The organism is Rhodanobacter umsongensis (assembly GCF_042654965.1).
In the GTDB taxonomy this organism is placed as follows: Bacteria; Pseudomonadota; Gammaproteobacteria; order Xanthomonadales; family Rhodanobacteraceae; genus Rhodanobacter; species Rhodanobacter umsongensis.
This window is the reverse complement of record NZ_JBHSMK010000002.1, coordinates 783,326-810,268: the sequence shown is the minus strand read 5'-3', so window position 1 is coordinate 810,268 and position 26,943 is coordinate 783,326. Positions and strand designations below refer to the sequence as shown.

Sequence of the window (26,943 nt, the reverse complement as noted above, 5' to 3'; positions counted from 1 at the left end):
ACTTCCGATGAATGTTTTCGACAAGAACGCCGCCGTCGTGATCGACGACGCCCAGCTGCTCGCCGACGAAGCGAAGTACAGCTCGTTCGGCGACACCGTGCACTACGTGGACCCGCCGAAGATCTTCCGCACCTGCGAAGGCAGCTACATGTACGACACGGCCGGCGTGCCGTTCCTCGACCTGCAGATGTGGTATTCCGCGGTCAACTTCGGCTACCGCAACCCGCGCCTGGACAATGTGCTGAAGCGGCAGATCGACATCCTGCCGCAGGTGGCCAGTCAATACCTGCACCAGACCCGCATCGAGCTGGCCAAGACGGTGGCACTGGATGCGAAGAAGAAGTTCGGACTGGACGGCCGCGTGCACTTCAACGTGGGCGGCGCGCAGGCGATCGAGGATTCGCTGAAGATCGTGCGCAACGCCAGCAATGGCAAGAGCCTGATGTTCGCGTTCGAGGGCGGCTACCACGGCCGCACCCTGGGTGCCTCGTCGATCACCTCCAGCTACCGCTACCGTCGCCGCTTCGGCCACTTCGGCGAGCGCGCGATGTTCATCCCGTTCCCGTATCCGTTCCGCCGACCGAAGGGCATGACGCCGGAAGAATATTCGGACGCATGCGTGCGCCAGTTCGCGCGCCTGTTCGAGACCGAATACAACGGCGTGTGGGATCCGAAAGTAAAGCAGGCCGAGTACGCCGCGTTCTACGTCGAGCCGATCCAGGGCACCGGCGGCTACGTGATCCCGCCGATGAATTTCTTCAAGGACTTGAAGAAGGTGCTGGATCAGTACGGCATCCTGATGGTGGTCGACGAAATCCAGATGGGTTTCTGGCGCACCGGCAAGCTGTGGTCGATCGAGCATTTCGGCGTGACGCCGGACGTGATCGTGTTCGGCAAGGCGCTGACCAACGGCCTCAATCCGCTGTCCGGTCTGTGGGCGCGCGAGGAACTGATCAATCCGACGATCTTCCCGCCGGGTTCGACCCATTCCACGTTCAACTCCAACCCGCTGGGTACCGCGCTGGGCCTGGAAGTGATCAAGATGGGTTACGAGCTGGACTACGAGACCAGCGTGCCCAGGAAAGGTGCGCATTTCCTCGAAGGCCTGCGCGACCTGCAGAAGCGCCACAAGGAAATCGGCGACGTCGACGGCCTCGGCTTGGCGCTGCGCGCCGAGATCTGCACGGAGGATGGCTTCACGCCGAACAAGGCGCTGCTCGACAAGATGGTCGACATCGGCCTGGCCGGCGACCTCGAGCACAACGGCAAGAAGATCGGCCTGGTGCTCGACGTGGGCGGCTGGTACAAGAACGTGATCACGTTCGCGCCGTCGCTGGAGATCACCCATGAGGAGATCGACCTGGCGATCGCGCTGCTCGATCAGCTGCTGACCAAAGCCAAGAAGGGCTGATGTCGGCCGCGCGTGGGCCGCGCGCAAAAAGAACCCGGCGACATGTCGCCGGGTTCTTTGGTTTGTTGCAGGGTGAAACCCGTAAAACGAAAGGGAAGCTAGGGCGCGCGTTTGAGTGCCAGCACGGCGTTGAGTCCACCGAACGCGAACGAATTGCTCAGCGCCGCGCGTACCGGCATCTGGCGGGCGACATTCGGCACGTAATCCAGGTCGCAGGCCGGATCGGCGTGGTCCAGATTTGCCGTGGGCGGCACCACGCTGTCACGCAAGGCGCCCACGACGGCGACCAGTTCCAGCGCGCCGGAAGCACCCAGCGCGTGGCCATGCATCGACTTGGTCGAGGACACGGCAAGGCGATCGGCACATGCACCGAATGCAAGACGGATCGCCTTGGTCTCGGTGGCATCGTTGGCGAGCGTGCCGGTGCCATGGGCGTTGATGTAGTCGATGTCCTGCGGAGCGAGTCCGGCGTCGGCGAGCGCCTGGCGCATCGCGCTGGCCGCGCCTTCCGCACTGGGCATCACGATATCGGTGGCATCGGCGGTCATGCCGCTGCCGGCCAGCTCGGCGAGGATCACCGCACCGCGGGCCTGCGCGTGCTCCAGCGATTCCAGCACGAAAATGCCGGCGCCCTCGCCGAGCACCAGGCCGCGCCGATTGGCGCTGAAGGGGCGACAGGTATCGTCGGCCAGTACGCGCATCGCTTCCCACGCGCGCAACGCACCATAAGTGATGCAGGCTTCGGTGCCGCCGGTGATCGCGGCGTCGGCCATGCCGTAACGGATCATCATGGCCGCCTGGATGATCGCGTGATTCGCCGAGGCGCACGCACTGGCAACGGCATACGTGGGGCCGCGCAAGCCATACGCGATGCTGATCTGGCTGGCCGATGCGTTCGTCATCAGGCGCACGATGGTGAGCGGATGCGCGCGTTGGGAGTTCTCCCCGTACAGCCGCTTGCTCTGTTCGTCCTGGGTGGTCTCGCCGCCGACGCCGGTGCCGACCACGACCGCGGTGCGCACGCCGAGTTCGTTGTGGCGGAAGTCCAGCCCGGATTGCGTGATCGCCTCATGCGCCGCATGCAGCGCGAACTCCGACGTACGGTCGAGCATCGGCAGCACGCGTTCGTCGATATTCGCCGCCGGGTCGAAATAGGCCGGCACCTGGGCGGCGATCTTCACGCGCAGGCGCTCGGCATCCGGATGCCGCAGCGGGCCGATGCCGCTGCGGCCCTCGCGCAGGCCTTGCCACAACGCCTCGGCGCCGACGCCGAGCGGGCTGATCGCGCCCATGCCGGTGATCACCACGCGGCGCATCGCAACACTTTGCATCACTTCGATCCTTCACCAGCCGGAGCCTTCTCATCGAGCGCCTTCTGCACGGCATCAACCAGGCTCTTCGCCGTGTCGCTGTCGAAATTGGCACCTTGCTGATCGGGGAAGTTGATGTTGAAGTGTTCCTCGATGTCGAAGATCAGCTCGATCGCCTCCAGCGAGGCGATGCCCAGATCCTTCAAGGTGGATTCGGGCGTGATGCTCGTGATCTCGATCTTGGCCTGTTTGGCGATGATCTCGAACACTTGCTGCTGGGTCGATTCGTTCATGGCGATCAGGCTCCTGGTTGCGCGCAAACATGTTATGCCTGAATCAGTCTAGGCAGGCCAGCTTACCCATGCCTTTCATTTCGCAACTCGAACCGGATGCCCTGCTTGCACAGTTCATGGCGCAGCCGCCGGTCGGCTTCGCGGCGGAGCTGTCGCCGCAGGGCATGCCGAGCTTCGTGGCGCCATTCGACCTGCTGACCACGGCAGACGACGCGTTGCGCCGGCGCATTGCCGGCCTGCCTGGCTACCGTCGCTGGGGTCGCCTGTTGCGCTGGCGCACGCGCTTTGCCGGCACCACCGTCTCCGAGTACGCGCCGTTGCCGGCCGACGTGTCGCCGGCCGCGCTGGCGCACGGCCTCAAGGCAGCCTATGGGCGTGAATGCCGGCTGTTGATCGTCAAGGACATCGCGCGGGATTCGCCCTTGCTCGATGACGCCGACAATGCGCACGCCCGCGCCTTCGCCAGCGCCTGCGAGAACGAAGGCTATGTCTTGCTGGAGGGGCAGGCGCTGGCGTGGGTGCCGATCGACTTCGCCTCGACCGAGGAGTACCTGGCGCGGCTGTCGTCCGGCCGGCGGAAGAACATCCGGCGCAAGCTGCGCTCGCGTGCCGGGCTGGAGGTCGAGGCGGTAGCCGCCGGTGATGCGCGTTTCGGCGACGACGCCATGCTGGCAGACTTCTATGCGCTGTTCGACAACGTGTACGCGCAAAGCGCGATTCATTTCGATCGGCTGACTGCGCCGTTCTTCCGTGCCTTGCTGCAGGATGCCGGCAGCGGCGGCGTGGTATTCGTCTATCGGCATGCCGGCCAGATGATCGGCTGGAATCTCTGCTACGAGCACGGCGGCAAATTGATCGACAAGTACGTCGGCTTCGCCTATCCGCAGGCGCGCGAGCACAACCTGTATTTTGTCAGCTGGATGCACAACCTCGACTATGCGCGCCAACGCGGCCTCACCCACTACGTTGCCGGGTGGACCGATCCCGAAGTGAAAGCCTTCCTCGGTGCGCGCATGACCTTCACGCGGCACGCGGTGTACGCGCGCAACCCGCTGCTGCGCCTGTTGCTGCGCCGGCTCGGCGGTCATTTCGAAAGCGACCGCCAGTGGCTTGCGACAACGGAGGCCACCGATGAGTGAGTTGGCGAAGCGGCCCGTCGTGCTCGACATCGACCATTCGGTGGGGGCGTTGCCCGGCCGGCTGGTGCTGCCGCTGGAGCACTGGCAGGAATCGATCCGTTTCGGTTGCTCGCTGGCGACGATGCGGCGCTTCGGCACGATGCTGGACGAACTGCTGCCGGCCGAGTACGGCACCGTGTTCACCGGCAGCGGCGACTTCCACCACCTGAGCTGGCCGCTGATAGCGCGCCTGCCGGTGGCCACGCCGTTCCAGGTCGTGGTGCTGGACAACCACCCGGACAACATGCGCTTTCCGTTCGGCGTGCATTGCGGTTCGTGGGTGCGCAAGGTGGCGTTGTTGCCGCAGGTCAGTCATGTGCACGTGCTCGGCATCACCTCGGCCGATATCGGCGCTGGCCATGCATGGGAGAACTATCTGACTCCGCTGCGTCGCGGCAAGTTGAGCTACTGGGGTATCGGCGTGGACACCGGCTGGTCGCGCCGGCTCGGGCTGGCGCATGCGTTCCGTGGTTTCGACACGCCGGCGGCGCTGGTCGATGTCTTCGTCGAGGCGCAGCGCACGCAGAGCGCACCGAGCTACCTGTCGATCGACAAGGACGTGTTCGCGCCGGAAGTGGCACACACCAACTGGGATCAGGGCCGGCTGTTGAGCGGGCATGCGCTGGCGCTGATCGACAGCCTGCGCCACGGCCTGGTCGGCAGCGACATCAACGGCGAGGTTTCGCATTACCGCTACCAGAGCTGGTGGAAGCGCCGGCTCTCGGCGATGGACGAACAACCCGAGATCGATCCGGCGCAGCTGGCCGGCTGGCAGGCGCAGCAGCATGCGCTGAACTTGCAGTTGCTGGCAGCGATTGCCGCAAAGACCGGCTGAGACATGCCAGGCGAAAAACCGGGATCCATGACTGATGCGGTGACGGCTAAGGGTCTCCAGGCAACCTATTCGCCGCCGTGCACGGCCGCGGCGATGTTCGATCTGATCGTCATGGCTTTGCTGAGGTGGGCCTTGAACGACAGGTTCAAACGAAGCAGTCCGCACTGGCTGCACGGACAGCATGCACGCTGATCCCGTGGCTCAGATCCTTTCGAGTACGTTGCAGATCGTCTCGAAGTCCTCGTCGGTCGTCCACGGGCTGTTGCTGATGCTCAGGCTGCGCGCGGCGAAGTCGCGCGCATTCGGCACATCCTGCGGCAGCACTACCCCGGCGAGATAGGCGTAGTCGGGCAGGGCGTGGATGAACAGGCGGCTGACGCCCAGACCGGATGGCCACAGCTGCGCCAGCGCGACATCGCGACGTTGCTGGTCGGGCAACAACAGCAGCAGGAACGGCCAGGTGCCTTGTGCGCCGGCGGGATCATCGAGTACCTCGATGGCGTCGATCCGGTGCAACCGCAACCGACGGCGTCGCGCCTGTGCCGATAGCTGATCGAGAAATGCCGGCAGGCGTGTGGCGGCATGCGCACCCACCGCCTGGCGCCAGCGGCCGACACGGTGCAGCGGTATCGTCAGCGGGAAGTCGTCACCCACGGCGGCTACCGGATCACCTCGGCGCAGGGCACGACGCAGGGGATTGCCGTAAGCCAGTCGCAGGCCGCGTGGCTGGTACAGCGCGGCATAGCCGAGCAGTTCGAGGCTGCGGCGGCCTTCCCAGCCGAGGCTGGGCGGCACGATGCGGGCAGCGGTGCGCGCGAGGTGTTCGCGCAGTGCCGGATCGCGTGCCAGCAGCAGGCCACCTTCGTAGATCGACAGCCCCTTGCCGGCAGCCAGACTGAAAAAGCCGATGTCGCCCGCGAGCCCCACGCTGATGCCGTTGCGGCGCGCACCCAGTGCCTGCGCTGCATCCTCGATCACGTAGGCGCCGACGCTGCGTGCCACGGCAAGCGCGTTCCCGACGTCGGCGACGCGGCCGGCCAGATGGGTGGGGATGATCGCCAGCGTGCGTTCGTCGCAGGCGGCGCGCAGAGCGGCTGGGTCCATGTCGTAGTGGCCGGGGCGCAGGTCACACAGCTGCAGTTCCAGCCCGGCCTGGTGCACGGCGATCGCCACCAGCGGACAGGTATAGGCGGGCACCACCACGCGGCGGCGCCGCGGCTGGCGCTCGCGTAGCGCGGCCAGCGCGATCAGCAGACTGGCGGTGCCGGAGCATTCCAATTGCAACGGCGGCGTGCCCAGTTGTGCGGCCACGGTGTCGGCCAGCGCCGGCGCGCCCGGTCGCAGGTCGGTCCACTGCAGCGGCAGGCCGGCGGTAGGCGGCAGTTCGTGATGGCGGTGGGCGAGCATGCGCGCAGCGTAGCGCGGCGGCCTAGCCGCGCGCCGGATCGGCGTCGGGCACGTGCTCGCGGCTTTCGGCCAGGCCGAGGCAGACGATGCCAGCGAGGATGCACAGCGCACCCAGGATGCGCGGCAGGTCCAGGTGTTCGTCGAACAGCCAGATCGACAGCAGCATCACCGACACCACCTCCAGGTGCGAGGCGGCGAAGGCGGGGCCGATCGGCGCGTGTTTCAGCAGCGCCATCCAGGTGAAGAACGCGCCGACGTAGCCGATCACCGCGCCGTAGACCCACGGCTGGCCGAACACGCGCAGCAGCCACGCGAGGCTTGCTTCCACCGGCAGCGCCTGCGTGCCGGCGTACTTGAAACTGATCTGCGCCAGCGTGTCGAAACCCATCAGCAGCAGGAAGCCGATCAGGTAGAAGCGCTTCATCCGCCGATTCCCACGATCACCACCCCGAGCGTCACCAGCATGATGCCGGCCACTCGCAGCCGGGTCAGCTTCTCGCCGAACAGGAAACGCCCCGCGACCATGATGGCCACGATATTGATCGAACCCAGCAGCACGCCTTCGGAGAGCGGAATCAACGACAGGAAGGCGATCCACACCAGGAACTCGACGACGTAGCAACCGATGCCGACCCATAGCCATGGCCGGGCCGCCATGTGCTTCCAGCGCGCGAAGCCATCGCCGGCGTGCTTGTCGCCGGCAGCCGCCTTGAAGGCCAGCTGGCCACCGGTGTCGAGCGCGATGTTCAGCAGCCACAGGCCGGCGACCGTGCTGGAGATGGCGCCCACCGCCGGCGTCATCAGGCAGTGACGCGTTGCGCGCTGTTCGACGCGGCGATGTTGTCGAAGAAGGCGGCCGACCGGTCGATCAGGGTGCGTCGTTCCTTGTCGATGGTGATCATGTGGTAGCTGTCATCGAGCAACAGCAGCTCGGTCGGCGCACTCACGCCACGCATCACCAGCCGGGCGTTTTTCACGCTGGCGACGTCATCTTCGCTGGCATGGGCGACCAGGCATGGCGCACTCACCTGCGACAGCTGGCGGCGCACGTCGGCAGCCAGGCCATACATCTCGGCCAGCGAATACCACGGGTTGCCGGGCAAGCCGGCGGCGGCGCTGTCGCCGCCGAGCATTGCCGTGCTGACTTGCGCGCGCAGGCGTTCGTCGCGGATGCCGTAAGGCGGCTGCTCCATGAAACTGCGAGTGCGGCCGATGCCGAGTTTCTTCAGCAGCGGCAGCAGGAACGACAGCTGCGCCAGCCACGGAATGCTCCAGCCGTCGTAGCGAAAGGTGGCGCCGTACACGCCGACGCCGGCCACCTGGCGTGGCCGGTCAGCGGCCAGCTTGAGTGCCAGCAGGGCGCCCATCGAAAGGCCGGCGACGAACAGATGATCGACCTTGCCCAGCAGCTCATCCGCAGCCCGCTCCACGCTGGCGTACCAGTCGCGCCAACCGGTGGCGAGCAGATCCTCGACGTTGCCGCAGTGGCCGGCCAGCTGCATGCCGTGCACGGTGAAACCGGCGCGGTTCAGCCCCTTGCCGAGCAGGCGCATTTCCATCGGCGTGCCGGTGAGTCCGTGGATCAGCAGTACGCCGCTGCGGCTACCCTCGAAAAAAAATTCGGTTTGCTGGATCACGCCGTCGACCTGTGCGTACGAGGTCCCGACCGGATGGTCGGGAGCAGCTCTTGCCGGGTGCAAGCCTGGCAGATGGCGGTTTCCTCAGTCTTTCGAGACGGCGGCGGGCGCCGCTCTCGCCGTGCCGAAGCGCACCAGCACGCGCTGGCCGATGCGCAGGTTCCGGCTCTTGTCGGAGCGGCCCTCATCGGAGCTGTGCCCCTCAGGGTCGGGCTGGTCGAACGCCAGCACGCATTCCACCGTACGGGCGTTGGCGCGGACCTGCGGGTCGTTTTCCAGCGTCGCCGGCCCATACACCTGGCCGACGCGCAGCACGTGCGCACTCCAGTGCGCGCTGTCGGCCTCGCCATTGGCCATGACGTCGGCCGGCATGCCGGGATGGACGGTTCCGACAAAACTCTCGTTGAGTTCGGCGCGGACGATCCGTGGTTTTTGCGGCAGCAAGGTGAACAGCGGTCCGGAGGATGGCGAGACGGTGGCCCCGGGTTGTGCCGACACTTGCACTACGTCGGCGTCGAACGGCGCGCGCAAGCTGCGCTGCTTCAGTTCGTAGCGCGCCTCGTCCAGTTTCTGGCTGGCCATGCTCACGGCCGCGCGTGCAGTAGCCTGTTCGGCATCGAGCTGGGCCACTGCCTCGCCGGCGTCGTCCGCGCTCTGGCCATCGCCGGCACCGGCAGCGACCGCGGCGACCAGGCGCCGTGCGCGCTGCTTCGCCGCCACCTGCTTGGTGCCCAGCAATTTCAGCTGCGCCTGCGCCTGCGCCAACTGCGCCTGCGCCGCGTCCACCGCCAGCATGGCCGGCTCGGTGTCCAGCTCGGCCAGCAACTGACCCTGCCTGACCCGTTCGCCTTCATGCACGGCGATCCTGGCCAGCGTGCCCTCGCGGGGCATCGGCAGCGCCAGCAGACCGCCTTCGATATCGATCCGGCCGCGTGCCACGGCGGCATACGCCGTGACGGCTCCAGCGCCACTGCTGGTGGGCGGATCGCCCGGCCGGGAGCAGGCCGCCAGGCAGCACCCGGCGAACAGCGCAAGGCAGCCAAGCCGGATCAGGCGCGTGCCTGCGGTGCGGCGGGGCAGACGAAAGGCGGGCAGCTTCATGATGGGATTTCCTTGCTTGCGGTGACCGCTGCATGCGTGCGTTGGTCGCTGAGAATGCGGCCGTCCTCCATCGCCAGCACCCGATCGGCGTGCACCACCAGGCGTGGATCGTGGCTGACGCACAACACCGTGGTGCCGTGGGTATGCGCGATCCGATGCAGGATATCGATGATCATCTGGCCGTTGGCGGCGTCAAGCGCACTCGTCGGCTCGTCGGCGAACAGCAGCTGCGGCTCCTTGGCCAACGCCCGGGCGATCGCCACGCGCTGCTTCTCGCCGCCGGACAGTTCCGACGGCCGCAGGCGCATGCGATGCGACAGGCCGACCTCCTCCAGCGAGACCCGGGCTCGTCGCCGCGCCTCGTCGCGCGACAAGCCCATGTAGTTCAGCGGCAACTCGACCTGCTCGAAAGCACTCAGTGCCGGGAACAGATTGAATCCCTGGAACACGAAGCCGGTGTGCTGCAGGCGGAAGCGTTCCAGTGCGCGCAGATCCAGCTGGCCCAGTTCGCTGCCGAGCGCACGCACGTGGCCGCTGTCGACCTTCTGCAGGCCGCTGAGGATAGCCAGCAAGGTGCTCTTGCCGCAGCCGGAGGGGCCGGAGATCAGGGTCAGTTCGGCGGCGTCGATGCTCAGCGTCAGGCCATCGAGCACCTGCGTGCGCTGCTGGCCGGAGACGAATGCCTTGCTGATCCCTTCGGCCAGCAGGGCGGGCCCGGAAACCTGTTCGACGGCCGTGGCAGGAAGCATCGCGACTACCTCAACAACGTGGCGGGATCGGCGCGGCGCAAGCTGCGCATGGCGGCCAGCCCGGAAACCGCGGCCAGTCCCATCACCAGCACGATGCACGCCAGCGCAGCCGGCACATTCAGCACCACCGGCACGTCCTGGCTGCGCGCCAGCATCATCAACAACAGACCGAGCACGCTGGCGCCGAGCAGGCCCAGCGCACCGACCCAGAACGCCTGCTCGAGCACGACCCGGCGCAATGCCGCCACGCCCACGCCGAGGGCGTTGAGGGTGGCATATTCGCGCACCGAACCGTTGACGGCGGCGATCAGGGTCTGGCTGGTGATGGCCGCGCCGACCAGAAACACGATGCCGGCCAGGAACAGTACACCGGCGCCGGCGCCCGTATCGAACAGCCAGTACATGACGGAACGGTGCGCAAAGTCGCTGGCGCTCCAGGTGGTATACGGGCCGAATGACGGGTCGCCGCGCAGGCGCGCCGCCACTGCATCGGCCTGGCGCGGGTCGCGCAGGCTGGCCACCAGATAAGTCGGCCCGTCGGCCGGAGCGCTGTCCAGCCGCCGCGCGGTATCCAGCGAGCACAGGACATTGACCCCGCCCAGCGCCCGCAGACCGCTGCTGATGCCGACGACGCGCACTTGCTGGCCGTTGATGGTGGCCGTCTGGCCGATGCCGACACCGAGCTGGTCCAGCGCCGAACGATCGACGACGATGGCATCCGGCTCCGCCAGGCGCGCGCGCAGGGCAGGCGACAACACCTTCGAGAACATCAGTCCCCTGGCGCCCGGATCGATGCCGGAGATGAAGACCGAGACGCCGCCGGTTTCGCTCGGCCCACGCCAATCGCCGTCCACCCACAGGTACGGTTCGACGCGAAGCACTGCGGGATCCATCAGCAGGCGCGACTCCACATCCGCATCGATCGAACGGCCCAGGCCCACGCTCTGCGTGCCGGGGTATCCCACCCAGACATCGGCCGCCGACCCGGTGATGTAGAGACTGGTGCTGCCGAAGATGCCCAGCACCAGCGCGATCTGCAGCAGTTGCAGCAAGCCGGCGAAACCCACCGCGAGCATGGCGGGCAGGAAACGCCGCCACTCGTAGATCAGCGTCTTGCGCGCCAGGGCAACCATCAGCGCTGCGCCTCGTGGGTGGCAGCGCTGCCGACGGCGGCGGCCGGGGTGGTTTCCGCTGCCACGGTGGAGGGCAGCGGCGCGCCGCCCAGGGCTTTGAACAAGGCCACGTAGGCCAGGCTGTGCCCGGCGCGTGCATCGCTCAGCTCAATCGCGGCTTGGGCGGCGGCGGCCTGGCTCTCGGCACGATCGAGCGGACTGCTCAGCTGCAGGTTGACGCGGGTCTGCATGGATCGATCCACGCGTTGCAGTGCCTGCCAGGCTTGCATGTCGTCCTCTTCGCGCTGCTGCTGCCGCTGCAGGCTGCCAAGCGCGGTTTCCACCTCCGCCACGCCCTGCAGCACGGCTTGCCGGTACGCCAGTACGCTGGCTTTCAGCTCGTGATCTTTCGCGTGGGTGGCAGCCAGGCGCATGCCCCAGTCGAACAACGGGATGTCAATGATCGGGCCCAGTGACGCGATGCCGTTCGGGGTGCTCGAACGCCTGTGATTGTTGTTGATATCGGTAGCCCAGACCATCGATGCGCCCAGGCCGATGCTGGGGAACATATCGGCGTGGGCAAGCGCCAGTTCACCGGCAGTGCGCAGCACCTCGGCTTCGGCGCGGGCGATTTCCGGCCGCGTACGCAACAGGTCGGCAGGGGCGGAGTCGAGTCGCCATGCGCCGAGCTCGGGTGGCGGGCCAGGCTTCAGCCATGCAGGGTCGGGATGGTTCTGGCCGAGCAGAACGGCCAGATGCTGGGCGCTGGCGTCTATCGCCTGTCGCGGCGCGGCCAGCGCGGCCCGCGCCTGTGCACAAGCGGCCTGCGCCTGATCCACGGCTGCCGGCGCGGTCAGCCGGAGTCGTAGCCGCGTTTGCAGCGAGCGCCATTGCTGTTGGCGGATATGGCTGATCTGCAGCAGCAGTTGCTCCTGCTGTTGCGCGGCACGCAGGTTGATCCACTCTCGCACCACCTCGGCCACCAGACTGACCTGGGCCGAGCGCAGGTCGGCGACGCTGGCGTCGAGGCTGCCCTGCGCCTCGCGCCGGGCGCCTTCGCCGCGGCCGAACAGCGCAAGCTCCCAGCTGGCATCGAAACCAACGACAAAGAACGAGGCGCTGGCATCCGGATCGATCGCATCATTGGTGCGCGCACGCAGCGCCGGCAGGTAGCGGTCGTGGGCGTGCGCATGCAGGATGCGTGAGGCGCGCAGCCGCTCGACCGCCTGGGCGACATCGAGATTGCCGCGCAATGCGCGATTGACCAGAGCATCGAGTTCGGGGTCGCCAAAGGCATGCCACCAGCCGTGCGGATCGGTTGGTCGCGCTGCGGTGGAGGCGATCGCGTGCTGCCATTGCAGCGGTAGCGGGGGCATCAGCCTGGGCATCGGTGCGGCACAACCGGCAAGCCCGGCGAGCAGCACGCCGAACACGCCCGCGCGCAGGCGCTTGCCGTGGGTTGCCGGGTTCAATCCAAGTGGCACGGTAGGCGTTTTCCATGACGACGATCGGGTGCCGTGGCGCCCGTGGGGAATGGGCAATGACGCCCGCGCTCCATTGTCGCGTTTGAATCTTTCTTTATCCTGACGGCAGGGGCGGGCGGGATCCGCCGCCCGCGACGAGAGGGCGCAAGGCGGCTCACGTCGACGCACGGCCGCGGGTCGCTGGCGGAAAACGTATCTCGACGCGCAAGCCGCGCTGCCCGCTGCCGGCTTGGTAGACCACCTCGGCGTGGTGGCGCCGGGCAATGCTCTGCACGATGGCGAGCCCGAGCCCGCTGCCTGCCTCATTGCCGCCGGCGACGCGGAAGAAGCGTTCGCTCAGGCGGGACATCAGTTCGGACGGCACGCCAGGGCCGTCGTCCTCGACACTGAGGGTGGCACCGCCGTCCTCGCGCGCCTGCAACTGAACCGTGATGTTGCTGCCGCGCCCGGCGTAACGCATGGCGTTGTCGATCAGGTTGTCGAGCATGTCCTGCACCCCGGCAGCGTCGCCCAGCACGTGCAGCGGCTGCGCGCTGCCTGCGTAGCCCAGGTCGACCCCGGCACGGATGGCCTCATGGACACGCTGCGTCACCGCCTCGGGAATCAGCCGCGCCAGGTCGAGCAACCTTGATTCGCCGGGATCGCCCGGTGCGGTCTGTGCGCGCATCAGCGCCAGCAGTTGCGACGATGTGCGGGCGGCCCGGTGGGTGAGCCGTTGGATGTGGCCGAGCGCGTCGGCGACGGTTTCCGGTCGCGGATCGGCGAGGGCGCGCTCGACGTGCAGGCTCAATCCGGTCAACGGCGTACGCAATTGGTGCGCAGCGTCGGCGATGAAACGGTCGTGAAGGTCAAGCATGCTGCGCAGCCTGCCGAACAGTGCATCGATGGTACGTGTAAGCGGCTGGATTTCCTGCGGCACGTCGGCACCATCGATCGGCGTCAGTTCGAGCGAGCGACCGGCCAGTTGGGCGGTCAGCGGATCCAGCACGCGCAGGCCGCGGGTAACCCCGAACCACACCAGCGCCAGTAGGCAGACGATGAGAAATGTCTGCATGAGAACGGCGAGCAGCAGGATCTCGCGCGCCTGCTCGCGACGGTCATGCAGGGTTTCGGCGACGGTGACGATCAGGCTGTCGCCGGCGGCGTGCCGTGCTGCGACATGTACCGTTGCGGCGCGCAGCGTGTGCTGGTCCAGACGGGTGTCATACAGCGTGGGTGCCGCCCCGAGCGCCGGGGCGTGGGCCGGTTGCGGCAGCTGGCCGTTGCCGGCCAGCAGGCCGCCACTGCCGCGCCTGACATTGAAGTAGCTGCGGCCGTCGGGGTCGTACTCGAGCAGGAAGCGCGCTTGCGGGGTCAGCTGGCTGCCCAGCCGATCGTTGTCGAGCAGCTTCGCCAGCGTCACCGCATCGTCGCTGAGGTCGCGATCATGCACGCGGTTGGCATAGGTCAGCGCGACGCCATAGGAGAGCACGGCGTCGAACATCAGCAACGCGATCATCGGGATCAACAGGAACACCAGCAGACGCCGGCGCAAGCTGGGGCGGCGCGGCGCGGACCTGTTCATGCCGAACCGGTTCCGGTTTCCGTGACTTCTTCCAGCAGATAGCCGAGCCCGCGAATGGTCCGCACGCTGGTGCCGCTGCCTTGCAGCTTGCGGCGCAGGCGATAGATGGCGATGTCCAGTCCGTTGTCGGTCAACTCCTGGTCCCAGTCGCAGAGCGCCTCGACCAATTGCGCGCGGCTGGTGATGCGGTCGGCGCGCAACGCCAACGCTTCGAGCAGGCCGAACTCGCGCGCGGTCAGTTCAAGCGGGCGCTGCTCGATCCAGGCGCGATGGCCGGGCAGGTCCAGTCGCAGACGACCCAGCAGGAGTATCGGCTTGCCATGGCTGCTGGCCCGGCGCAGCAGAGCCCGCACGCGGGCCTCGAACTCGGCCAGCGCAAAAGGCTTCACCAGATAGTCGTCGGCGCCCAGATCCAGCACGCGAATGCGCTCGGCCAGGCCCTCACGGGCGGTCACCACCAGCACCGGCATGCCAGTGCCCCGTGAGCGCAAACGCTGCAACACGACACTGCCATCGATCGCGGGCAGCCCCAGGTCAAGTATCAGAAGGTCGTAGGCGTGATCGCGCAATGCCGCATCGGCGAGATTGCCGGCAGCCACGTGATCCACTGCATGGCCACCATGGCGCAGCGAGGCACAGATGCCCTCGGCGATGGAAGGGTCGTCCTCGGCAAGAAGGATGCGCATGAGACTCCAGGTGGTGCGTGGTGATCACCAGCCCAGGGCCGGCAAGTCAGCCTGGGGGGCAGGGGGATATTACGCCCGCGCACCTCCAGACCCCTGGCAAGCGCCATCAGTTCCCGCCGCCGGCGGCGGGACGGCCCCGCATCTATGACCTCTGGCCTATGCCGCAAGGCGCCGGTTGCGTGCACTCTGCGGAATTGCCCGGGGGAGCAGCGAACATGCGGTCAGCAGTGCGGAGAGGGGGATATCTGTGTGCGGTGGCGCTGTCGGTCGCGATCGGGTCCGGGACGGCGACGGCGCAGGCTGTTGCGCCGGCCGCGGCCACATCGGCGCCGGCCAGTTCGAGTACGGCGGCGCTGGCGGACATTCCGCTCGCCGCCGCCGATGCCGCTGCGCCATCGGTGCCCAGCGCGGCCGGCGCGTGGGGTGGTGAACGTACGGGCCAGGAAGCCACGCTGTCCGATCGCGTGGTGAGCTATCAGATCGACGCCGAGCTGGATGCGGCGAAACATGCGGTAAGCGGCAAGGAGCGCATGACCTGGCGCAACCGCAGCGATCGGCCGGTGGCGCGCGTGTACTTTCATCTTTACCTCAACGCCTTCCAGAACGAGGCCAGCACCTGGTTCACCGAGCGCAACGTGCTGACCGCGCACGGTCGCTCGCGCGGCGCAGCGGCGTTGAAGAAGGGCGAGTGGGGCTGGATCGATCTCCGTCAGGTCAGGCAGGGCGAGTCGTCGCTGAAATGGCGATTCGTGCATCCGGACGGAGGCCCCGCCGCCGACCAGACCGTGGTGTGCATCGACCTGGCCGAGCCGGTGGCGGCAGGTGCCACGCTCACGCTGGACATCGACTTTCTGAGCCAGTTGCCGCGCGTGGTCGAGCGCACCGGCTGGTTCGGCGATTTCAACCTGGTCGGGCAGTGGTTTCCGAAGATCGGCGTGCTGGAGTTGCCCGGTGAGCGCGGCGCCAGCGTACCCCGCTGGAACGCGCACGAGTTCCATTTCAACAGCGAGTTCTACGCCGACTTCGGCCAGTACGACGTGCGCCTGACCGTACCCAGCGACTACGCCGTCGGTGCGGTCGGCGAGCAGCAGGGTGCGCCGCAAACGGCAAACGGCAAGACCACGTACCACTTCATGCAGGGTGACGTGCACGACTTCGCCTGGGTTGCCGCCAGGGGCTACAAGACATTGGACGGCCATTGGCAGGGGCCGGGGAGCCCGAAGGTGGCGCTCAAGGTGCTGTATCCAGCGGAGTACGCCGGCAGCGCGCCGGGCCAGCTGAAGGCCAGCACGGATTCGCTGGACTATTTCTCGAAGACGCTAGGCGCGTATCCGTACCGGACGCTCACCGTCGTGGTGCCGCCGTACAACGCCAACGAAGCGGGCGGCATGGAGTACCCGACGTTCTTCACCACCGAGGGCTACACCAAGGTCGAGGCGGGCACGATCAGCCAGTTCGCGTCCGATTTCGTCACCATCCATGAATTCGGCCACGGCTATTTCTACGGCATCCTGGCGTCGAACGAGTTCGAGGAGCCGATGCTCGACGAGGGCATGAACCAGTACTGGGACGATCGCATGCTGCGCGAGCGCGGCGAGCCGCTGACGCTGGCCTCGGGCTGGACGAAGCGGCTCGGCATCACGCCCGCCGCGACCGGTTTCGAGCTGGATCGCCTGGGCGCCGGCCTGCGCCAGCCGCCCGATCCACTGGGAGAAAACGCGTGGGATCGCCTTTCCAGCAGCAGCTACGGCACGGTTTACTCGCGCACGTCGACCGCCATGCACGATCTGGAGGAACGCCTCGGCACCCCGGTATTGGAGCGCGCCATGCACGAGTATTACCGCCGCTGGCGCTTCCGGCATCCGTCGTCCGCCGACCTGCGCGCCACCCTGATCGACGTGTCCGGCAATGCGAAGGCGGTCAACCAGATCTTCGATCAATACGTCTATGGCACGCAGCATGTCGATGACCGCGTCAGCAGCATCGACACCGACGAGGTCTTGCCCCAGGCGGGCAGCTCGATGAAGGACGGCAAGCGCGCCGAGGTGGTCGCCAGCGACCTGGACAAGCAGATCGACCGGCAACGCGAGGCGTGGGCCAAGGCGCACCCCGGGGCAAAGCCCGGCAGCGGGCCATTCCCCTGGCGCAGCACGGTGACCGTCCGCCGCGACGGTGCGCCGGTGCCGCAGTTGTTGCGGGTGACGTTTGCCGACGGCAGCAGCGAGGACGTGCAGTGGAACGATGATCGGCGCTGGGCCCGTTTCGTGTTCACCAGGCCGGCCAAGGTGGCTTCGGCCACGCTTGATCCGCAGCAGAAGGTCTATCTGGATGCGAACAAGCTCAACGACAGCCTGAGCACCAAGGCCGACGGCGCGGCGTCGCGTCGCTGGAGTGCAGATGCCGCTTCCTTGTTGCAGGTCTTCTACGCCTTGGTGGGGTCGCTGTGATGATGAACAAACAAGTTTCGCGACGCGTGGATCTCGGTGCCGCCATGCACGCGCCCCTGGCTGCGATGCAATGGCGGCTGCTCGTGCTGTGGGTGCTGTTGCTGCTGCTGCCGACCGCCGTGGTCAGCTTGCCGCTGTGGCGCACGCTGAGCGGACTGCTCGACCATTCGGTGCACGCGCAGGCGTGGGCGACGCGGTTCAGTCCGCTGATGTTCGGCGACACCATGGCAGCGTTGAGCGACAGTAGCGGCTGGCTGAATGGGGTTGGCCTGCTGGGCCTGTTGCTGACCCTGGCGCTCTCGCCGTTTCTCAATGGCATGGCCATCGGCAGCGGGCGCTCCGGGCGTGTACTGGGCTTCAGCCACCTGCTTCAGTGCGGCGTGGTGGAATACGGCCGCATGTTCCGCCTGATGCTGTGGTCGATCGTGCCCTATGCGGTGATGGCCGTACTGATCGGCCTGGCGTTCAAGGCGGTGGACGGAATCGATCAAAAGGCCGTGCTGGAATCGCAGGTGGACAGGGCATCTCACATGGCCCTGTGCGCATCGCTGTTGGTGTTCGTGCTGGCACAGGCGATCGTGGAATCGGGTCGGGCCGCCTTCATCGCGGACGGCAGTCTGCGCTCGGCCACGCGGGCGTTCGGCCGCGGCTTCATGCAGCTACTGCGTCGGCCGTTCAGCACCTTGTTCTGCTACCTGCTGATCAGCCTGGTCGGGTATGCGATCGCACTGGCGCTGGGCGTGGGCCGCGTGAACACGCCGGCCCTCGGCGTGGGTGGCCTGCTGCTGGCGATTCTGCTGGCGCAGCTGATGGTGCTGGTGCTCGGCTGGGTTCGCGTGGCACGGTTGTATGCCCTGGCCGAGGTGGCGCGTTCGCTGCCGCTTGCGCGCCGCAGCGGTGGGCGTCCAGCGGCTCTGTGACTACCAGCGTGGCCGCCGCCGGCACGGCCGGCGACCGCCACGAAAGACTCAGGCGTAAGCGCGGCGGTGTTCGCGGTGCGGCGGGTAGTAGGCGAACACGTGGCTGTGGCTGCCGTAGAAATCCATGTCCTCGATGTGCTCGCCGCCGAGCCGCTCGGCGAGGCGGTCGGATGCCTCGTTGCCGACGCGCACCAGGCTGATCACGCGGGGTGCGTGCAAATGATTCCAGGCAAAATCGAGCACGGCATTGCCCGCTTCGGTGGCGTAGCCGTGATGGCGGTGTCCTGGCTTGAGCATCCAGCCCATCTCCAGGTCCGGCCAGCCTTCGGGGTACATCAGGCCCGCACGGCCGATGAACTCGCCGGTGGATTTCAGTTCCAGCGCCCACATGCCGCAGCCGCGCAACTGCCAGTGTCCGAGCAGCATGGCGAGCGAACGCCAGGCGTTGGTGCGATCCAGCGGCTGACCGTCGCCGATCCAACGCGTGCTTTCCGGGTCGGCCAGCATCGCGGCGTAGTCGTCGAAATGCTTTTCGGTCAGCGCGGTAAGGCGCAGGCGCGCCGTTTCGAGAGTAGGGATATCAAACATCACATTCAGCGGTAAGTGGCGCCCAGCAGTTCGGCCAGTGCGTGGGTGCTGCTGGCAAGGCTCTCCTGCCAGGACAAGCCCGTGATTGTCTCACCTGTGAGCGAATCGACAAAATCCTCCGCCTGACCGGGCGGCAGCAGGTGGCGATAATCCACGGTGATCTCGCTGCCCGCCGGCAATTCGGCCAGCGCGAACACGAAACCCAGGTGCCACAGGCCGTTCGGCGTGAAGCTGTGATTGATGTAGCACTCGTCAGGCCAGTCGGGCGACAACGTGTAGCGATCCTCGAACCAGCGCGCGCTGGCGTGGAATTGGGCACTGAGCTCCGGCGACGCGGCGATGTCGGCGTGCCGAAAGGTCTGCTCGATGCCGTCAGGCGCGGTGATGATGCGCCCCGCCGCGACGGTTTCGTCCAGAAAAAGGCCTTGGCCGGCACCGCGGATGGCCGAGGCGGCAATGTGATAACGCGGCAGGATCATGGCGGCGCGGCGACAGGAAGGCGCGCGAGTGTAACCCAGACGGCGCGACCCGCCACCAGTCGCGCCGCCGGGTCCGCTGGCCGGATCATTCTTCGGCGGCGGCTTCCACGGAGACCACCTTTCGGCTCTTGTGCGCGGCTTTGGCCGGTGCGCCGGCTTTGGCGACGGCCTCGGCCGCGTCGTCGCTGAGCAGGATCGCATCGCGATTGCGTTCGATCGTGGCCTTGCCGATGCCCTTGACGTGATGCAGGTCGTCGGCCTTCTTGAACGGGCCGTGGGCGGTGCGCCAATCAACGATGGCCTGCGCCCTGGACTGCCCGATGCCGTCAAGCGACTTGGCGATGGTGGCCGCATCGGCCTGGTTGATGTTGACCGGCGTGGCGGCGAGCAGCAGCCCCGGCACGGCGAGGGTCAGCGCAAAGGCAAGAGCGGCGAGTTTGTTGAACATGGTCTTCCTCCTTGAATAAAGGAAATGAAACGATGGGATGGGACAGCAGCGGTGACGCGAGCCGGCGACGGCGGCGTGCGAATGCCGCAGCAGCACTTTGCACGGCGGCGACGCAACCCGCAGCCGGACGTCTCGCAATGGCGGCGTGCGCCATCCCCGTTGAGGCCTGTGGGTGCCTGCCGACGCTCGGGGCCGACTGGCGGCGCTGCTACAATGGGAACCTGACCGTCGATGGAGTTGTTCATGGATACCGCTCGCCTTTCCCGCTATGTCAGTGGCTTGTGGGACGACGAAATTGTGCCGAGGCTGGTTGAATACATCCGTATCCCGAACAAGTCCCCGATGTTCGATGCGAAATGGGTTGAGCACGGCCACATGGATGCCGCGGTGCAGCTGATGGAAACCTGGGCGCGCTCCAAGCTGAGTCAGTTGCCGGGGGCCACCCTGGAAGTGGTTCGGCTGGAAGGGCGCACCCCGCTTATCTTTATCGACGTGCCGGGCGAAGGCGACGACACCGTGATGTTGTACGGCCATCTGGACAAGCAACCGGAGATGACCGGCTGGGCCGAGGGGCTCGGTCCGTGGACGCCGGTGATCAGGGGCGACAAGCTGTATGGCCGCGGCGGCGCCGATGACGGTTACGCCATCTTCGGTTCGCTGGCGGCGCTGCTGGCGCTGCACGAGCAAGGCATCCCGCATGCGCGTTGCGTGGTGATGATCGAGGCCTGCGAGGAATCGGGCAGCTACGACCTGCCGTTCTACGTCGATCACCTGGCCGCCCGCATCGGTAGCCCGTCGCTGGTGGTGTGTCTGGATTCGGGCTGCGGCAACTACGACCAGCTGTGGCTCACCACCTCGCTGCGCGGCATGACCGGCGGCAATCTCACCGTGCAGGTGCTGGAAGAGGGCGTGCATTCCGGCGACGCTTCCGGCGTGGTGCCGTCGAGCTTCCGCATCCTGCGCGATCTGTTGTCGCGGCTGGAGGATCCGGCCACCGGTCAGATCAAGCCAAAGGAACTCTACGTCGAGATTCCGCCGCAGCGGATCGAGCAGGCGAAACTGTCGGCCGAGGTACTGGGCGCGGACATCTACGACAAGTTTCCCTGGGTCGACGGGATGCAGCCGGTCACCCACGACCTCGCCGAGCTGGTGCTCAACCGCACCTGGCGCCCGCAACTGGCAGTGACCGGCATCGGCGGGATCCCTGCGCTGGAGAGTGCCGGCAATGTGCTGCGGCCAGTGACGTCGGTGAAACTCAGCCTGCGCGTGCCGCCCACGCTCAATGGCGCCAAGGCGGGCGAATTTCTCAGGCAACTGCTGGAGAAGGATCCGCCATACGGCGCCAAGGTCACTTTCACGGTGGAAAAGGACGGCAGTGGCTGGAACGCACCGCAGCTGTCGCCGTGGCTGGAACAAGCGGTGGCCGATGCCTCGCAGAACTATTTCGGCGCGCCTGCCGCCTACATGGGTGAAGGCGGCAGCATCCCGTTCATGGGCATGCTGGGCGAGAAGTTCCCGCGGGCGCAATTCTTGATAACCGGTGTGCTGGGCCCGCACTCCAATGCCCATGGGCCGAACGAGTTCCTGCACATCCCCACCGGCAAGAAGGTCAGCATGGTGGTGGCCGAGGTGGTCGCGCGCCATCACCGCCAAGCCGGCAGGGCCTGAGCCCGCTCGCCGGCGCATGAGCACGGACATCGCCTGGCTGGCAGAGAATTGGGCGCAGGTTCGCCAGCGCGTCGACGAAGCCTGTTTCGCGGCGGGCAGGGACCCGGCAAATGTCGGCATCCTCCCGGTCAGCAAGACCTTCGGCCCCGAGCTGATCCGGGCGATGGTCGCGCTGGGCCAGCGCCGTTTCGGCGAGAACAAGGTGCAGGAGATCCGTGACAAGTCCGCGCCGCTGGCCGATTGCCATATCGAATGGGTGGTGATCGGCCACCTGCAGACCAACAAGGCCAGGGACGTGGCGCGACTGGCCAGCGAGGTGCAGTCGCTGGATCGGCTGGAACTGGCCGAGGCACTGGACCGCAGGCTGCAGTCGGAGGGCCGTGCGATCGACGTCCTCGTGCAGGTCAAGACCTCCACCGAGCCGACGAAACATGGTCTGCCAGCTGAACAGCTGTGCGACTTCCTGAATGCCTTGCGCGATTACCCCAGCTTGCGCGTGCGCGGCCTGATGACGGTGGCAATCCAGTCGAGCGATCCGGCGCTGGTACGCGCGTGCTTCCGCCAGTTGCGTGAGTTGCGAGATCGCGCGACAGCGCAAGGGCATGATCTGCCAAGGCTTTCAATGGGCATGAGCGCCGATTTTCCGCTGGCCATCGCGGAGGGTGCCACCGAGGTGCGTATCGGCACGGCGATTTTCGGGAAGCGGCCCCTGTCGGCCTCCTGAACCCTGGCTAGGCCTTGTTGTCCAATACCCCGTGCGCTTCGATCAGCAATTTTGCCTTTGCAGATCAGTCGGTTGGGCCTGAAGCGTGAACCTCGTCCCCGTTTACTGAAACGACAGGGTTCAGTTAACGTCAATCCAACATACACACGTCTTCTTCTTGTTAAGTTCACTCATACGTCACGTCGTCAGCTCCTGCAGGCGGCCAATCCTGTGTATTTCAAAGGATTTCCCACCGCATGCCCATCAAGCGAACGATTGTCTGCTCCCTGCTTGCTGCTGCCTTGCTTGTAGTGGCGCCGCTGCAGGCAACCACCACCCGCAAGAGCCACGGCAAGACCACCGTCGCGGCGCCTGCCCGGCACCACAACGCGGTTCACGCCACAACCTCGCATCATGCATCGAAGCGCCCGCGGCACGGCAAAGTGGCCGCCGCCAGGCACAGATCCGCGAAGCATCTGCCGCAGGTCGCCACCGGCGCATCGGCAACCCGTTTCCCGACAACCAGGCCAGCGGCGACTCTGCCGGGCTTTGGCGTGCTTGGCGCCACCGCGGGGGTGATCGCTCCGCAGCCCACGTCCCTGGTCGCTTTGCAGCCGGCGCGTGCGCTGCCGCTGTTCCACCCGACCCCGTTGCTGGCGCAGGCGGCTGCGCCGGTCAACGCATGGTCGCAACCGGCCAGCTCCGAGCTGCCGGCGAACGTGGTCGACAGCGCCGTCGCCGAACACGAACAGGCTGATGGGGACAACACGTCGCCAGCCATGGACGGTGTCCAGAGCGTCACCGACCTGCGCAAGGCGCTGATCGCGATGGCCATGAAACTACGCGATATCCGTTACGTACGCGGCGGCAGGGATCCATCCACCGGTTTCGATTGCAGCGGCTTCGTGCGCTACGTATTCGCCCATGCCGTGGGCATGCAGTTGCCCAACAACTCCGCCTCGCAGTTTCTCGCCGGGCTCAAGGTCAAGCGGGCCGACATGAAGCCGGGCGACCTGGTGTTCTTCCACACCCATGGCAAGCGCCGCATCTCGCATGTGGGCATCTACATTTCCAACGGCCGCTTCATCCACTCGCCCACTACCGGCAAATCAGTGGAGATTTCCAGCCTCGACAGCGGTTACTGGGCCAAGCGTTTCGCTGGCGCAAAGCGGCCCGAGGCGATGGCACAGGTAGCCGGCAAGGGCTGAGCGACTGTACTTGCGTGCACGAGGTCGCGAAGAGCCGCCGCAAGGCGGCTTTTGCGTGGCTGGCTGGTTGACGCGCTGCGGTGCGGGCCGCAGGCTGGCCGGATGAACGATTTCCCGCGTCACGGGTCAGCGTATCCGTGCACTCATCGGGCGGCGACGGCGGCGCCCGCCCCGCCTGTTCCCGGTTTCTGGAAACCCTCTGATGCCCACTGATCTGCCACCCGTCACACGCAATCTGTTGATCGCGAATGTCGTCGTATTCCTGCTCCAGCTGCTTTTGAACGACCAGACCAGCTTCGCCCTGAGCCAGCATTTCGCGCTATGGCCGCTGGGTCCGGACATCAGCGGAACGACGTCCGATGGCAATGTCGTCGACGCGGGTTTTCGGGTCTGGCAGCTGGTGACTTACGCCTTCATGCATGGCGGGTTCACCCACATCCTTTTCAACATGTTCGGTCTGTACATGTTTGGTGGAACCATCGAACGCACCTTCGGCTCGCGCCACTTCCTGGTCTACTACTTCGTCTGCGCGATCGTGGCGGGCGTGGCCCAGTTGCTCGTGGTGCACTGGTTCACCCACGGCTTCTATCCGACGCTGGGCGCGTCGGGAGCGATCTTCGGTGTGGTGCTGGCGTTCGGCATGCTTTATCCGCAGGAGAAGATGATGCTGATCTTCCTGCCGGTGCCCATGCCGGCGTGGCTGTTCGTGACTGGCTATGCGGTGGTCGAACTGGTTCAGGGGGTCATCGGCACGCAGGCCGGCGTCGCCCATTTCGCCCATCTCGGCGGCATGCTGGGCGGATACGTGCTGATCCAGTACTGGCGGGGCCGATTGCCGCTGAAGCCGAAGGGTCGCCTGTTGCGCTGAGGGTTCAGCGCAACGCGAGGAAATCGGCACTGACCACGAAACGCACGGCGTCCAGCCGCAGCCGGGACAATGGCAGCGCGGCCAGCAACTGACTGCGTTCGTCGGCCACCGCGGCGATTTCCCGGTCGCTGATCGAGGGGTTCACGGCACGCAGCGCAAGCAGGCGCGACAGCTCGCCATCCAGTGTCTCGGCGGCTAGGGCGAGCGCCTCGTCGATGCTGGCTTGCCCGCGAACGCCGGCGAGGCTTTCGGCGCGCGCCAGCATCGGTGGCACCAGCTTGCCGAGAAACTTGCGATAACGCGCCACTTCGATATTGCGATCGCCGGCTTTGCGCAAGGCGATGTCGCTGGGCGCGAAATCGGCGCGTTCGGCCAGCCGCGTGTCCACCGTGACAACGATCGGCAAGCTGGGCAGGAAGCGCTCGGCATCCAGCCGGCGATCGGCCACGCACTCGAGCACGTACACGGCCTGCAGCAGGGCGGTGCGCGGCGGAAGAACATCGTCCACCATGAACGCGGCATTGCCCTGCTCACCGGATAGCGCCAGATCGAGCGCGCCGGCGACCAATGGGTGATCGAGACGCAGCAACGGCAGTTCCTCGCGCGCCAACGCGGTATCGCGAGCGAACGTCACCGACTGCGGGCCTTCGGCAAAGCCGGGCAGGGCGTCGGTGGACAGATACTGGGGATCGAGCAACAGCACTCTGCCGCCGAGATCCTCGGCATGGATGCCGAACGCTTCCAGCAGGTGCTGCACGAACGCGTCGCGGCCCGGGTCGTCATCCTCGCGCGAGAACGCCTGCTGCAGTTCGTCGGCGTGCAGGTCGCGGCTGGCGGCCAGCTCGAGCAGATGATCGCGACCGCCCCGGATCAGCTCGGCCATCTGCTGGTGGCTGGCGTGGGTCTCGGCCAGCAGCGCGTCCAGTTCCTGGTCACGGTTGTCGTCGCCGCGGGCGTGTTCATCGGCCAGCCGGGCCAGTGGCTCGCCGTAGCGGCGCAGCAGTTCGCGGCCATCGGCGGGGCTCACGCGGAATGCATTGACGCCCTCGTCGTACCAGCGTGCCAGCACGTGCTGCGCGCTGTCGGCGACCACCAGGATATGGATGTCGATGTCGTGTTTCTGGCCGATGCGGTCGAGCCGGCCGATGCGCTGTTCGAGCAGGTCCGGATCCAGCGGAAGGTCCCACAGGATCAGCCGATGAGCGAACTGGAAGTTGCGGCCTTCCGAGCCGATCTCGGAGCACAACAGCAAGCGCGCACCGTCGGGCTGGGCGAAGTACGCCGCATTGCGATCGCGCTGCACGATGCCGAGCCCTTCATGGAAGCGTGCCACCCCCACGCCGCTGCGCGTGCGCAGCACCTCTTCCAGCGCCAGCACCTTGGCCTGGCTGCGGCAGATCAGCAGGAATTTGTCCTGCGGATACTGTTCCAGCAAGGTGATGAGCGTGTCGATACGCGGGTCGGCGCTGTAATCCACTTCGATCAACGCCGGCGGATGCTGGATGTCGGCGTGGAATTCGGCCAGCAGCGCCTGGCGCGCGCTTTCCGCGATGGCGTCCGCATCCTGCACATGCCACACGGGCAGACGTTTCGGGAAGCCGCCGACGCCGGCGCGGTTGTTGCGGAACATTGCCCGTCCGGTGCCGTGGCGGTCGATCAGCGCGGCGAGCAGCTCGCGCGCATGCGCCGGCTGGGTCGAATCGGCCAGCTGCGCGGTGAGCGCCTCGTCGCCGTGGAAAGCCTCGGCGAGCATCGCGCGCTGCGTGTCGTCGAGTGCTTCACCGTCGAGCAGTCGGTCGGCGATTTTCGACAGTGCCTGAAAGGTGTCCGACTCCGCGAGATAGCTGTCCAGGTCGTGGTAGCGCTGCGGGTCGAGCAGGCGCAGGCGGGCAAAGTGGCCGCTGCGGCCGAGCTGCTCCGGCGTGGCGGTGAGCAGGATCACTCCCGGAATCACGGCAGCCAGCTGCTCGACCATCGTGTAGCGCGGGCTGGCCGCTTCCGGCGACCATGCCAGATGGTGCGCCTCGTCGACCACGAGCAGGTCCCAGGGCGCATTGAGCAATTGCTGCGCGTACTTCGGCGAGCTCTCGAGAAAGCCGAAATCGGCGATCACCAGTTGCTCGTCCTCGAACGGATTGCCCGCCTCGCCGGATTGTTCGAGCGCCTCGCAACGCTCCTCGTCGTAGATCGCGAAGCTGAGGTTGAAGCGACGCAGCAGCTCGACGAACCACTGGTAGACCAGCGTGTCGGGCAATAGCAGCAGCACGCGCGAAGCGCGCCCGGTGGCGAGCTGGCGGGCGATGATCATGCCCGCCTCGATGGTCTTGCCCAGCCCCACTTCGTCGGCGAGCAGGACGCGCGGCGGCCGTCGCGCGGAAGCGATGCCGGCCACGCGCAGTTGGTGCGGCACCAGCCCGATGCGTGCCGCGCCGAGCCCCCACATCGGCGAACGGCGTGCCTCGGCACGCCGCTTGAGGCCTTCCAGGCGCAGCTCGAAGTGCGCTACCGCATCGGTGCGGCCACCGATCAGGCGATCGTCGGCCTGGCTCACACTTTGCTCGTCGTCGAGCTGGCCTTCTTCCAGCTCGCGCCCTTCGCCGCGGTAGATCAGCAGCTCGTCGCGGATCTCCACGCGTTCCACCAGAAACGCGATGCCCTTGCCGGCGACGCGTTGGCCGGCGCGGAATTCGGCACGGATCAGCGGGGCCGAGTCGATCGCATACGGGCGCAGCACGCCGGCCTTGGCGAACAGCACCTGCACGCCGCGCCCCTCGATGCGCAACACGGTGCCGAGGCCAAGCTCGGGTTCGGCGGAAGAGATCCAGCGTTGACCAGGTACGAACATTG

General features: G+C 66.7%; 25 protein-coding genes. 9 read left to right on the top strand and 16 right to left on the bottom strand.

Annotation, left to right across the window (positions count from 1 at the left end; translation table 11 throughout):
• The first annotated feature begins 7 nt into the window (after positions 1 to 7).
• On the top strand, positions 8 to 1,411 hold the full coding sequence (locus tag ACFPME_RS03920; protein ID WP_377302227.1) for an aspartate aminotransferase family protein: 1,404 nt from the start codon (positions 8 to 10) through the stop codon (positions 1,409 to 1,411).
• 98 nt (positions 1,412 to 1,509) lie between these two features.
• On the opposite strand, the gene ACFPME_RS03915 is transcribed toward ACFPME_RS03920, so the two are convergent.
• A complete protein-coding gene (locus ACFPME_RS03915; RefSeq protein WP_377302225.1) occupies positions 1,510 to 2,742 on the bottom strand; it encodes a beta-ketoacyl-[acyl-carrier-protein] synthase family protein in 1,233 nt (410 codons plus the stop codon).
• Positions 2,742 to 3,014, bottom strand: coding sequence for a phosphopantetheine-binding protein (locus tag ACFPME_RS03910; protein WP_377302223.1), 273 nt, complete (start codon positions 3,012 to 3,014; stop codon positions 2,742 to 2,744). Before ACFPME_RS03910 ends, ACFPME_RS03915 begins: the two co-directional genes overlap by 1 nt.
• A gap of 68 nt (positions 3,015 to 3,082) precedes the next feature.
• On the opposite strand from ACFPME_RS03910, the gene ACFPME_RS03905 reads away from it, so the two are divergent.
• Both ACFPME_RS03905 and ACFPME_RS03900 read left to right on the top strand, forming a co-directional pair.
• Positions 3,083 to 4,153, top strand: coding sequence for a peptidogalycan biosysnthesis protein (locus tag ACFPME_RS03905; RefSeq protein WP_377302221.1), 1,071 nt, complete (start codon positions 3,083 to 3,085; stop codon positions 4,151 to 4,153).
• The gene (locus tag ACFPME_RS03900) at positions 4,146 to 5,027 is read left to right on the top strand and encodes a hypothetical protein (protein WP_377302219.1); all 882 of its coding nucleotides are present in this window, start codon (positions 4,146 to 4,148) and stop codon (positions 5,025 to 5,027) included. Before ACFPME_RS03905 ends, ACFPME_RS03900 begins: the two co-directional genes overlap by 8 nt.
• A 201-nt stretch (positions 5,028 to 5,228) precedes the next feature.
• Here the strand turns inward: ACFPME_RS03900 and ACFPME_RS03895 are convergent, their stop codons facing one another.
• From ACFPME_RS03895 to ACFPME_RS03850, 10 genes are all read right to left on the bottom strand, one after another.
• A complete protein-coding gene (locus tag ACFPME_RS03895; protein WP_377302217.1) occupies positions 5,229 to 6,434 on the bottom strand; it encodes a DegT/DnrJ/EryC1/StrS family aminotransferase in 1,206 nt (401 codons plus the stop codon).
• A gap of 22 nt (positions 6,435 to 6,456) precedes the next feature.
• A complete protein-coding gene (locus tag ACFPME_RS03890; RefSeq protein WP_377302215.1) occupies positions 6,457 to 6,858 on the bottom strand; it encodes a DMT family transporter in 402 nt (133 codons plus the stop codon).
• Positions 6,855 to 7,235: a DMT family transporter gene (locus tag ACFPME_RS03885; protein ID WP_377302213.1), complete on the bottom strand. Its 381-nt coding sequence runs from the start codon at positions 7,233 to 7,235 to the stop codon at positions 6,855 to 6,857. Before ACFPME_RS03885 ends, ACFPME_RS03890 begins: the two co-directional genes overlap by 4 nt.
• Positions 7,235 to 8,071: an alpha/beta hydrolase gene (locus ACFPME_RS03880; protein WP_377302211.1), complete on the bottom strand. Its 837-nt coding sequence runs from the start codon at positions 8,069 to 8,071 to the stop codon at positions 7,235 to 7,237. Before ACFPME_RS03880 ends, ACFPME_RS03885 begins: the two co-directional genes overlap by 1 nt.
• 84 nt (positions 8,072 to 8,155) lie before the next feature.
• Positions 8,156 to 9,172 (bottom strand): HlyD family efflux transporter periplasmic adaptor subunit, encoded by a 1,017-nt coding sequence (locus tag ACFPME_RS03875; protein ID WP_377302209.1) that lies wholly within the window; start codon positions 9,170 to 9,172, stop codon positions 8,156 to 8,158.
• Positions 9,169 to 9,921: an ABC transporter ATP-binding protein gene (locus ACFPME_RS03870; protein ID WP_377302207.1), complete on the bottom strand. Its 753-nt coding sequence runs from the start codon at positions 9,919 to 9,921 to the stop codon at positions 9,169 to 9,171. Before ACFPME_RS03870 ends, ACFPME_RS03875 begins: the two co-directional genes overlap by 4 nt.
• Before the next feature lie 5 nt (positions 9,922 to 9,926).
• Positions 9,927 to 11,054, bottom strand: a complete 1,128-nt coding sequence (locus ACFPME_RS03865) for an ABC transporter permease (RefSeq protein ID WP_377302205.1) — start codon at positions 11,052 to 11,054, stop codon at positions 9,927 to 9,929.
• Positions 11,054 to 12,517, bottom strand: coding sequence for an efflux transporter outer membrane subunit (locus tag ACFPME_RS03860; RefSeq protein ID WP_377302203.1), 1,464 nt, complete (start codon positions 12,515 to 12,517; stop codon positions 11,054 to 11,056). The genes ACFPME_RS03865 and ACFPME_RS03860 overlap by 1 nt, the downstream gene beginning before the upstream one ends.
• A gap of 154 nt (positions 12,518 to 12,671) precedes the next feature.
• Positions 12,672 to 14,081, bottom strand: a complete 1,410-nt coding sequence (locus ACFPME_RS03855; RefSeq protein WP_377302200.1) for a sensor histidine kinase — start codon at positions 14,079 to 14,081, stop codon at positions 12,672 to 12,674.
• A complete protein-coding gene (locus ACFPME_RS03850; RefSeq protein WP_377302198.1) occupies positions 14,078 to 14,767 on the bottom strand; it encodes a response regulator in 690 nt (229 codons plus the stop codon). The genes ACFPME_RS03855 and ACFPME_RS03850 overlap by 4 nt, the downstream gene beginning before the upstream one ends.
• A 254-nt stretch (positions 14,768 to 15,021) precedes the next feature.
• Here ACFPME_RS03850 and ACFPME_RS03845 point away from each other — a divergent pair, with 254 nt between their 5' ends.
• Complete coding sequence (locus ACFPME_RS03845) at positions 15,022 to 17,214, top strand: M1 family metallopeptidase (protein ID WP_377302196.1); 2,193 nt, start codon at positions 15,022 to 15,024, stop codon at positions 17,212 to 17,214.
• 44 nt (positions 17,215 to 17,258) lie between these two features.
• Positions 17,259 to 18,134 (top strand): hypothetical protein, encoded by an 876-nt coding sequence (locus ACFPME_RS03840; RefSeq protein ID WP_377302194.1) that lies wholly within the window; start codon positions 17,259 to 17,261, stop codon positions 18,132 to 18,134.
• A 48-nt stretch (positions 18,135 to 18,182) separates the two neighbouring features.
• Here ACFPME_RS03840 and ACFPME_RS03835 read toward each other — a convergent pair whose 3' ends face one another.
• From ACFPME_RS03835 to ACFPME_RS03825, 3 genes are all read right to left on the bottom strand, one after another.
• A complete protein-coding gene (locus tag ACFPME_RS03835) occupies positions 18,183 to 18,722 on the bottom strand; it encodes a GNAT family N-acetyltransferase (RefSeq protein WP_377302192.1) in 540 nt (179 codons plus the stop codon).
• A gap of 5 nt (positions 18,723 to 18,727) precedes the next feature.
• Positions 18,728 to 19,201, bottom strand: coding sequence for an SET domain-containing protein-lysine N-methyltransferase (locus ACFPME_RS03830; RefSeq protein ID WP_377302190.1), 474 nt, complete (start codon positions 19,199 to 19,201; stop codon positions 18,728 to 18,730).
• A gap of 85 nt (positions 19,202 to 19,286) precedes the next feature.
• Positions 19,287 to 19,649 carry a ComEA family DNA-binding protein gene (locus tag ACFPME_RS03825; RefSeq protein WP_377302188.1) on the bottom strand — a complete coding sequence of 121 codons (363 nt, stop codon included), beginning with the start codon at positions 19,647 to 19,649 and terminating at the stop codon, positions 19,287 to 19,289.
• A gap of 243 nt (positions 19,650 to 19,892) precedes the next feature.
• Between ACFPME_RS03825 and ACFPME_RS03820 the strand changes: the two genes are divergently transcribed.
• From ACFPME_RS03820 to ACFPME_RS03805, 4 genes are all read left to right on the top strand, one after another.
• Positions 19,893 to 21,317 carry a M20 family metallopeptidase gene (locus ACFPME_RS03820; protein WP_377302186.1) on the top strand — a complete coding sequence of 475 codons (1,425 nt, stop codon included), beginning with the start codon at positions 19,893 to 19,895 and terminating at the stop codon, positions 21,315 to 21,317.
• Positions 21,318 to 21,333: 16 nt separating this feature from the next.
• Positions 21,334 to 22,041 (top strand): YggS family pyridoxal phosphate-dependent enzyme, encoded by a 708-nt coding sequence (locus ACFPME_RS03815; protein WP_377302184.1) that lies wholly within the window; start codon positions 21,334 to 21,336, stop codon positions 22,039 to 22,041.
• A 236-nt stretch (positions 22,042 to 22,277) separates the two neighbouring features.
• Positions 22,278 to 23,228, top strand: coding sequence for a C40 family peptidase (locus ACFPME_RS03810; RefSeq protein ID WP_377302182.1), 951 nt, complete (start codon positions 22,278 to 22,280; stop codon positions 23,226 to 23,228).
• Between the two features lie 202 nt (positions 23,229 to 23,430).
• Entirely contained in the window at positions 23,431 to 24,096 is a 666-nt protein-coding gene (locus ACFPME_RS03805; RefSeq protein WP_377302180.1) for a rhomboid family intramembrane serine protease, read from the top strand.
• Between the two features lie 4 nt (positions 24,097 to 24,100).
• Here the strand turns inward: ACFPME_RS03805 and rapA are convergent, their stop codons facing one another.
• Entirely contained in the window at positions 24,101 to 26,941 is a 2,841-nt protein-coding gene (rapA, locus tag ACFPME_RS03800; RefSeq protein ID WP_377302178.1) for an RNA polymerase-associated protein RapA, read from the bottom strand.
• Positions 26,942 to 26,943 lie beyond the last annotated feature (2 nt).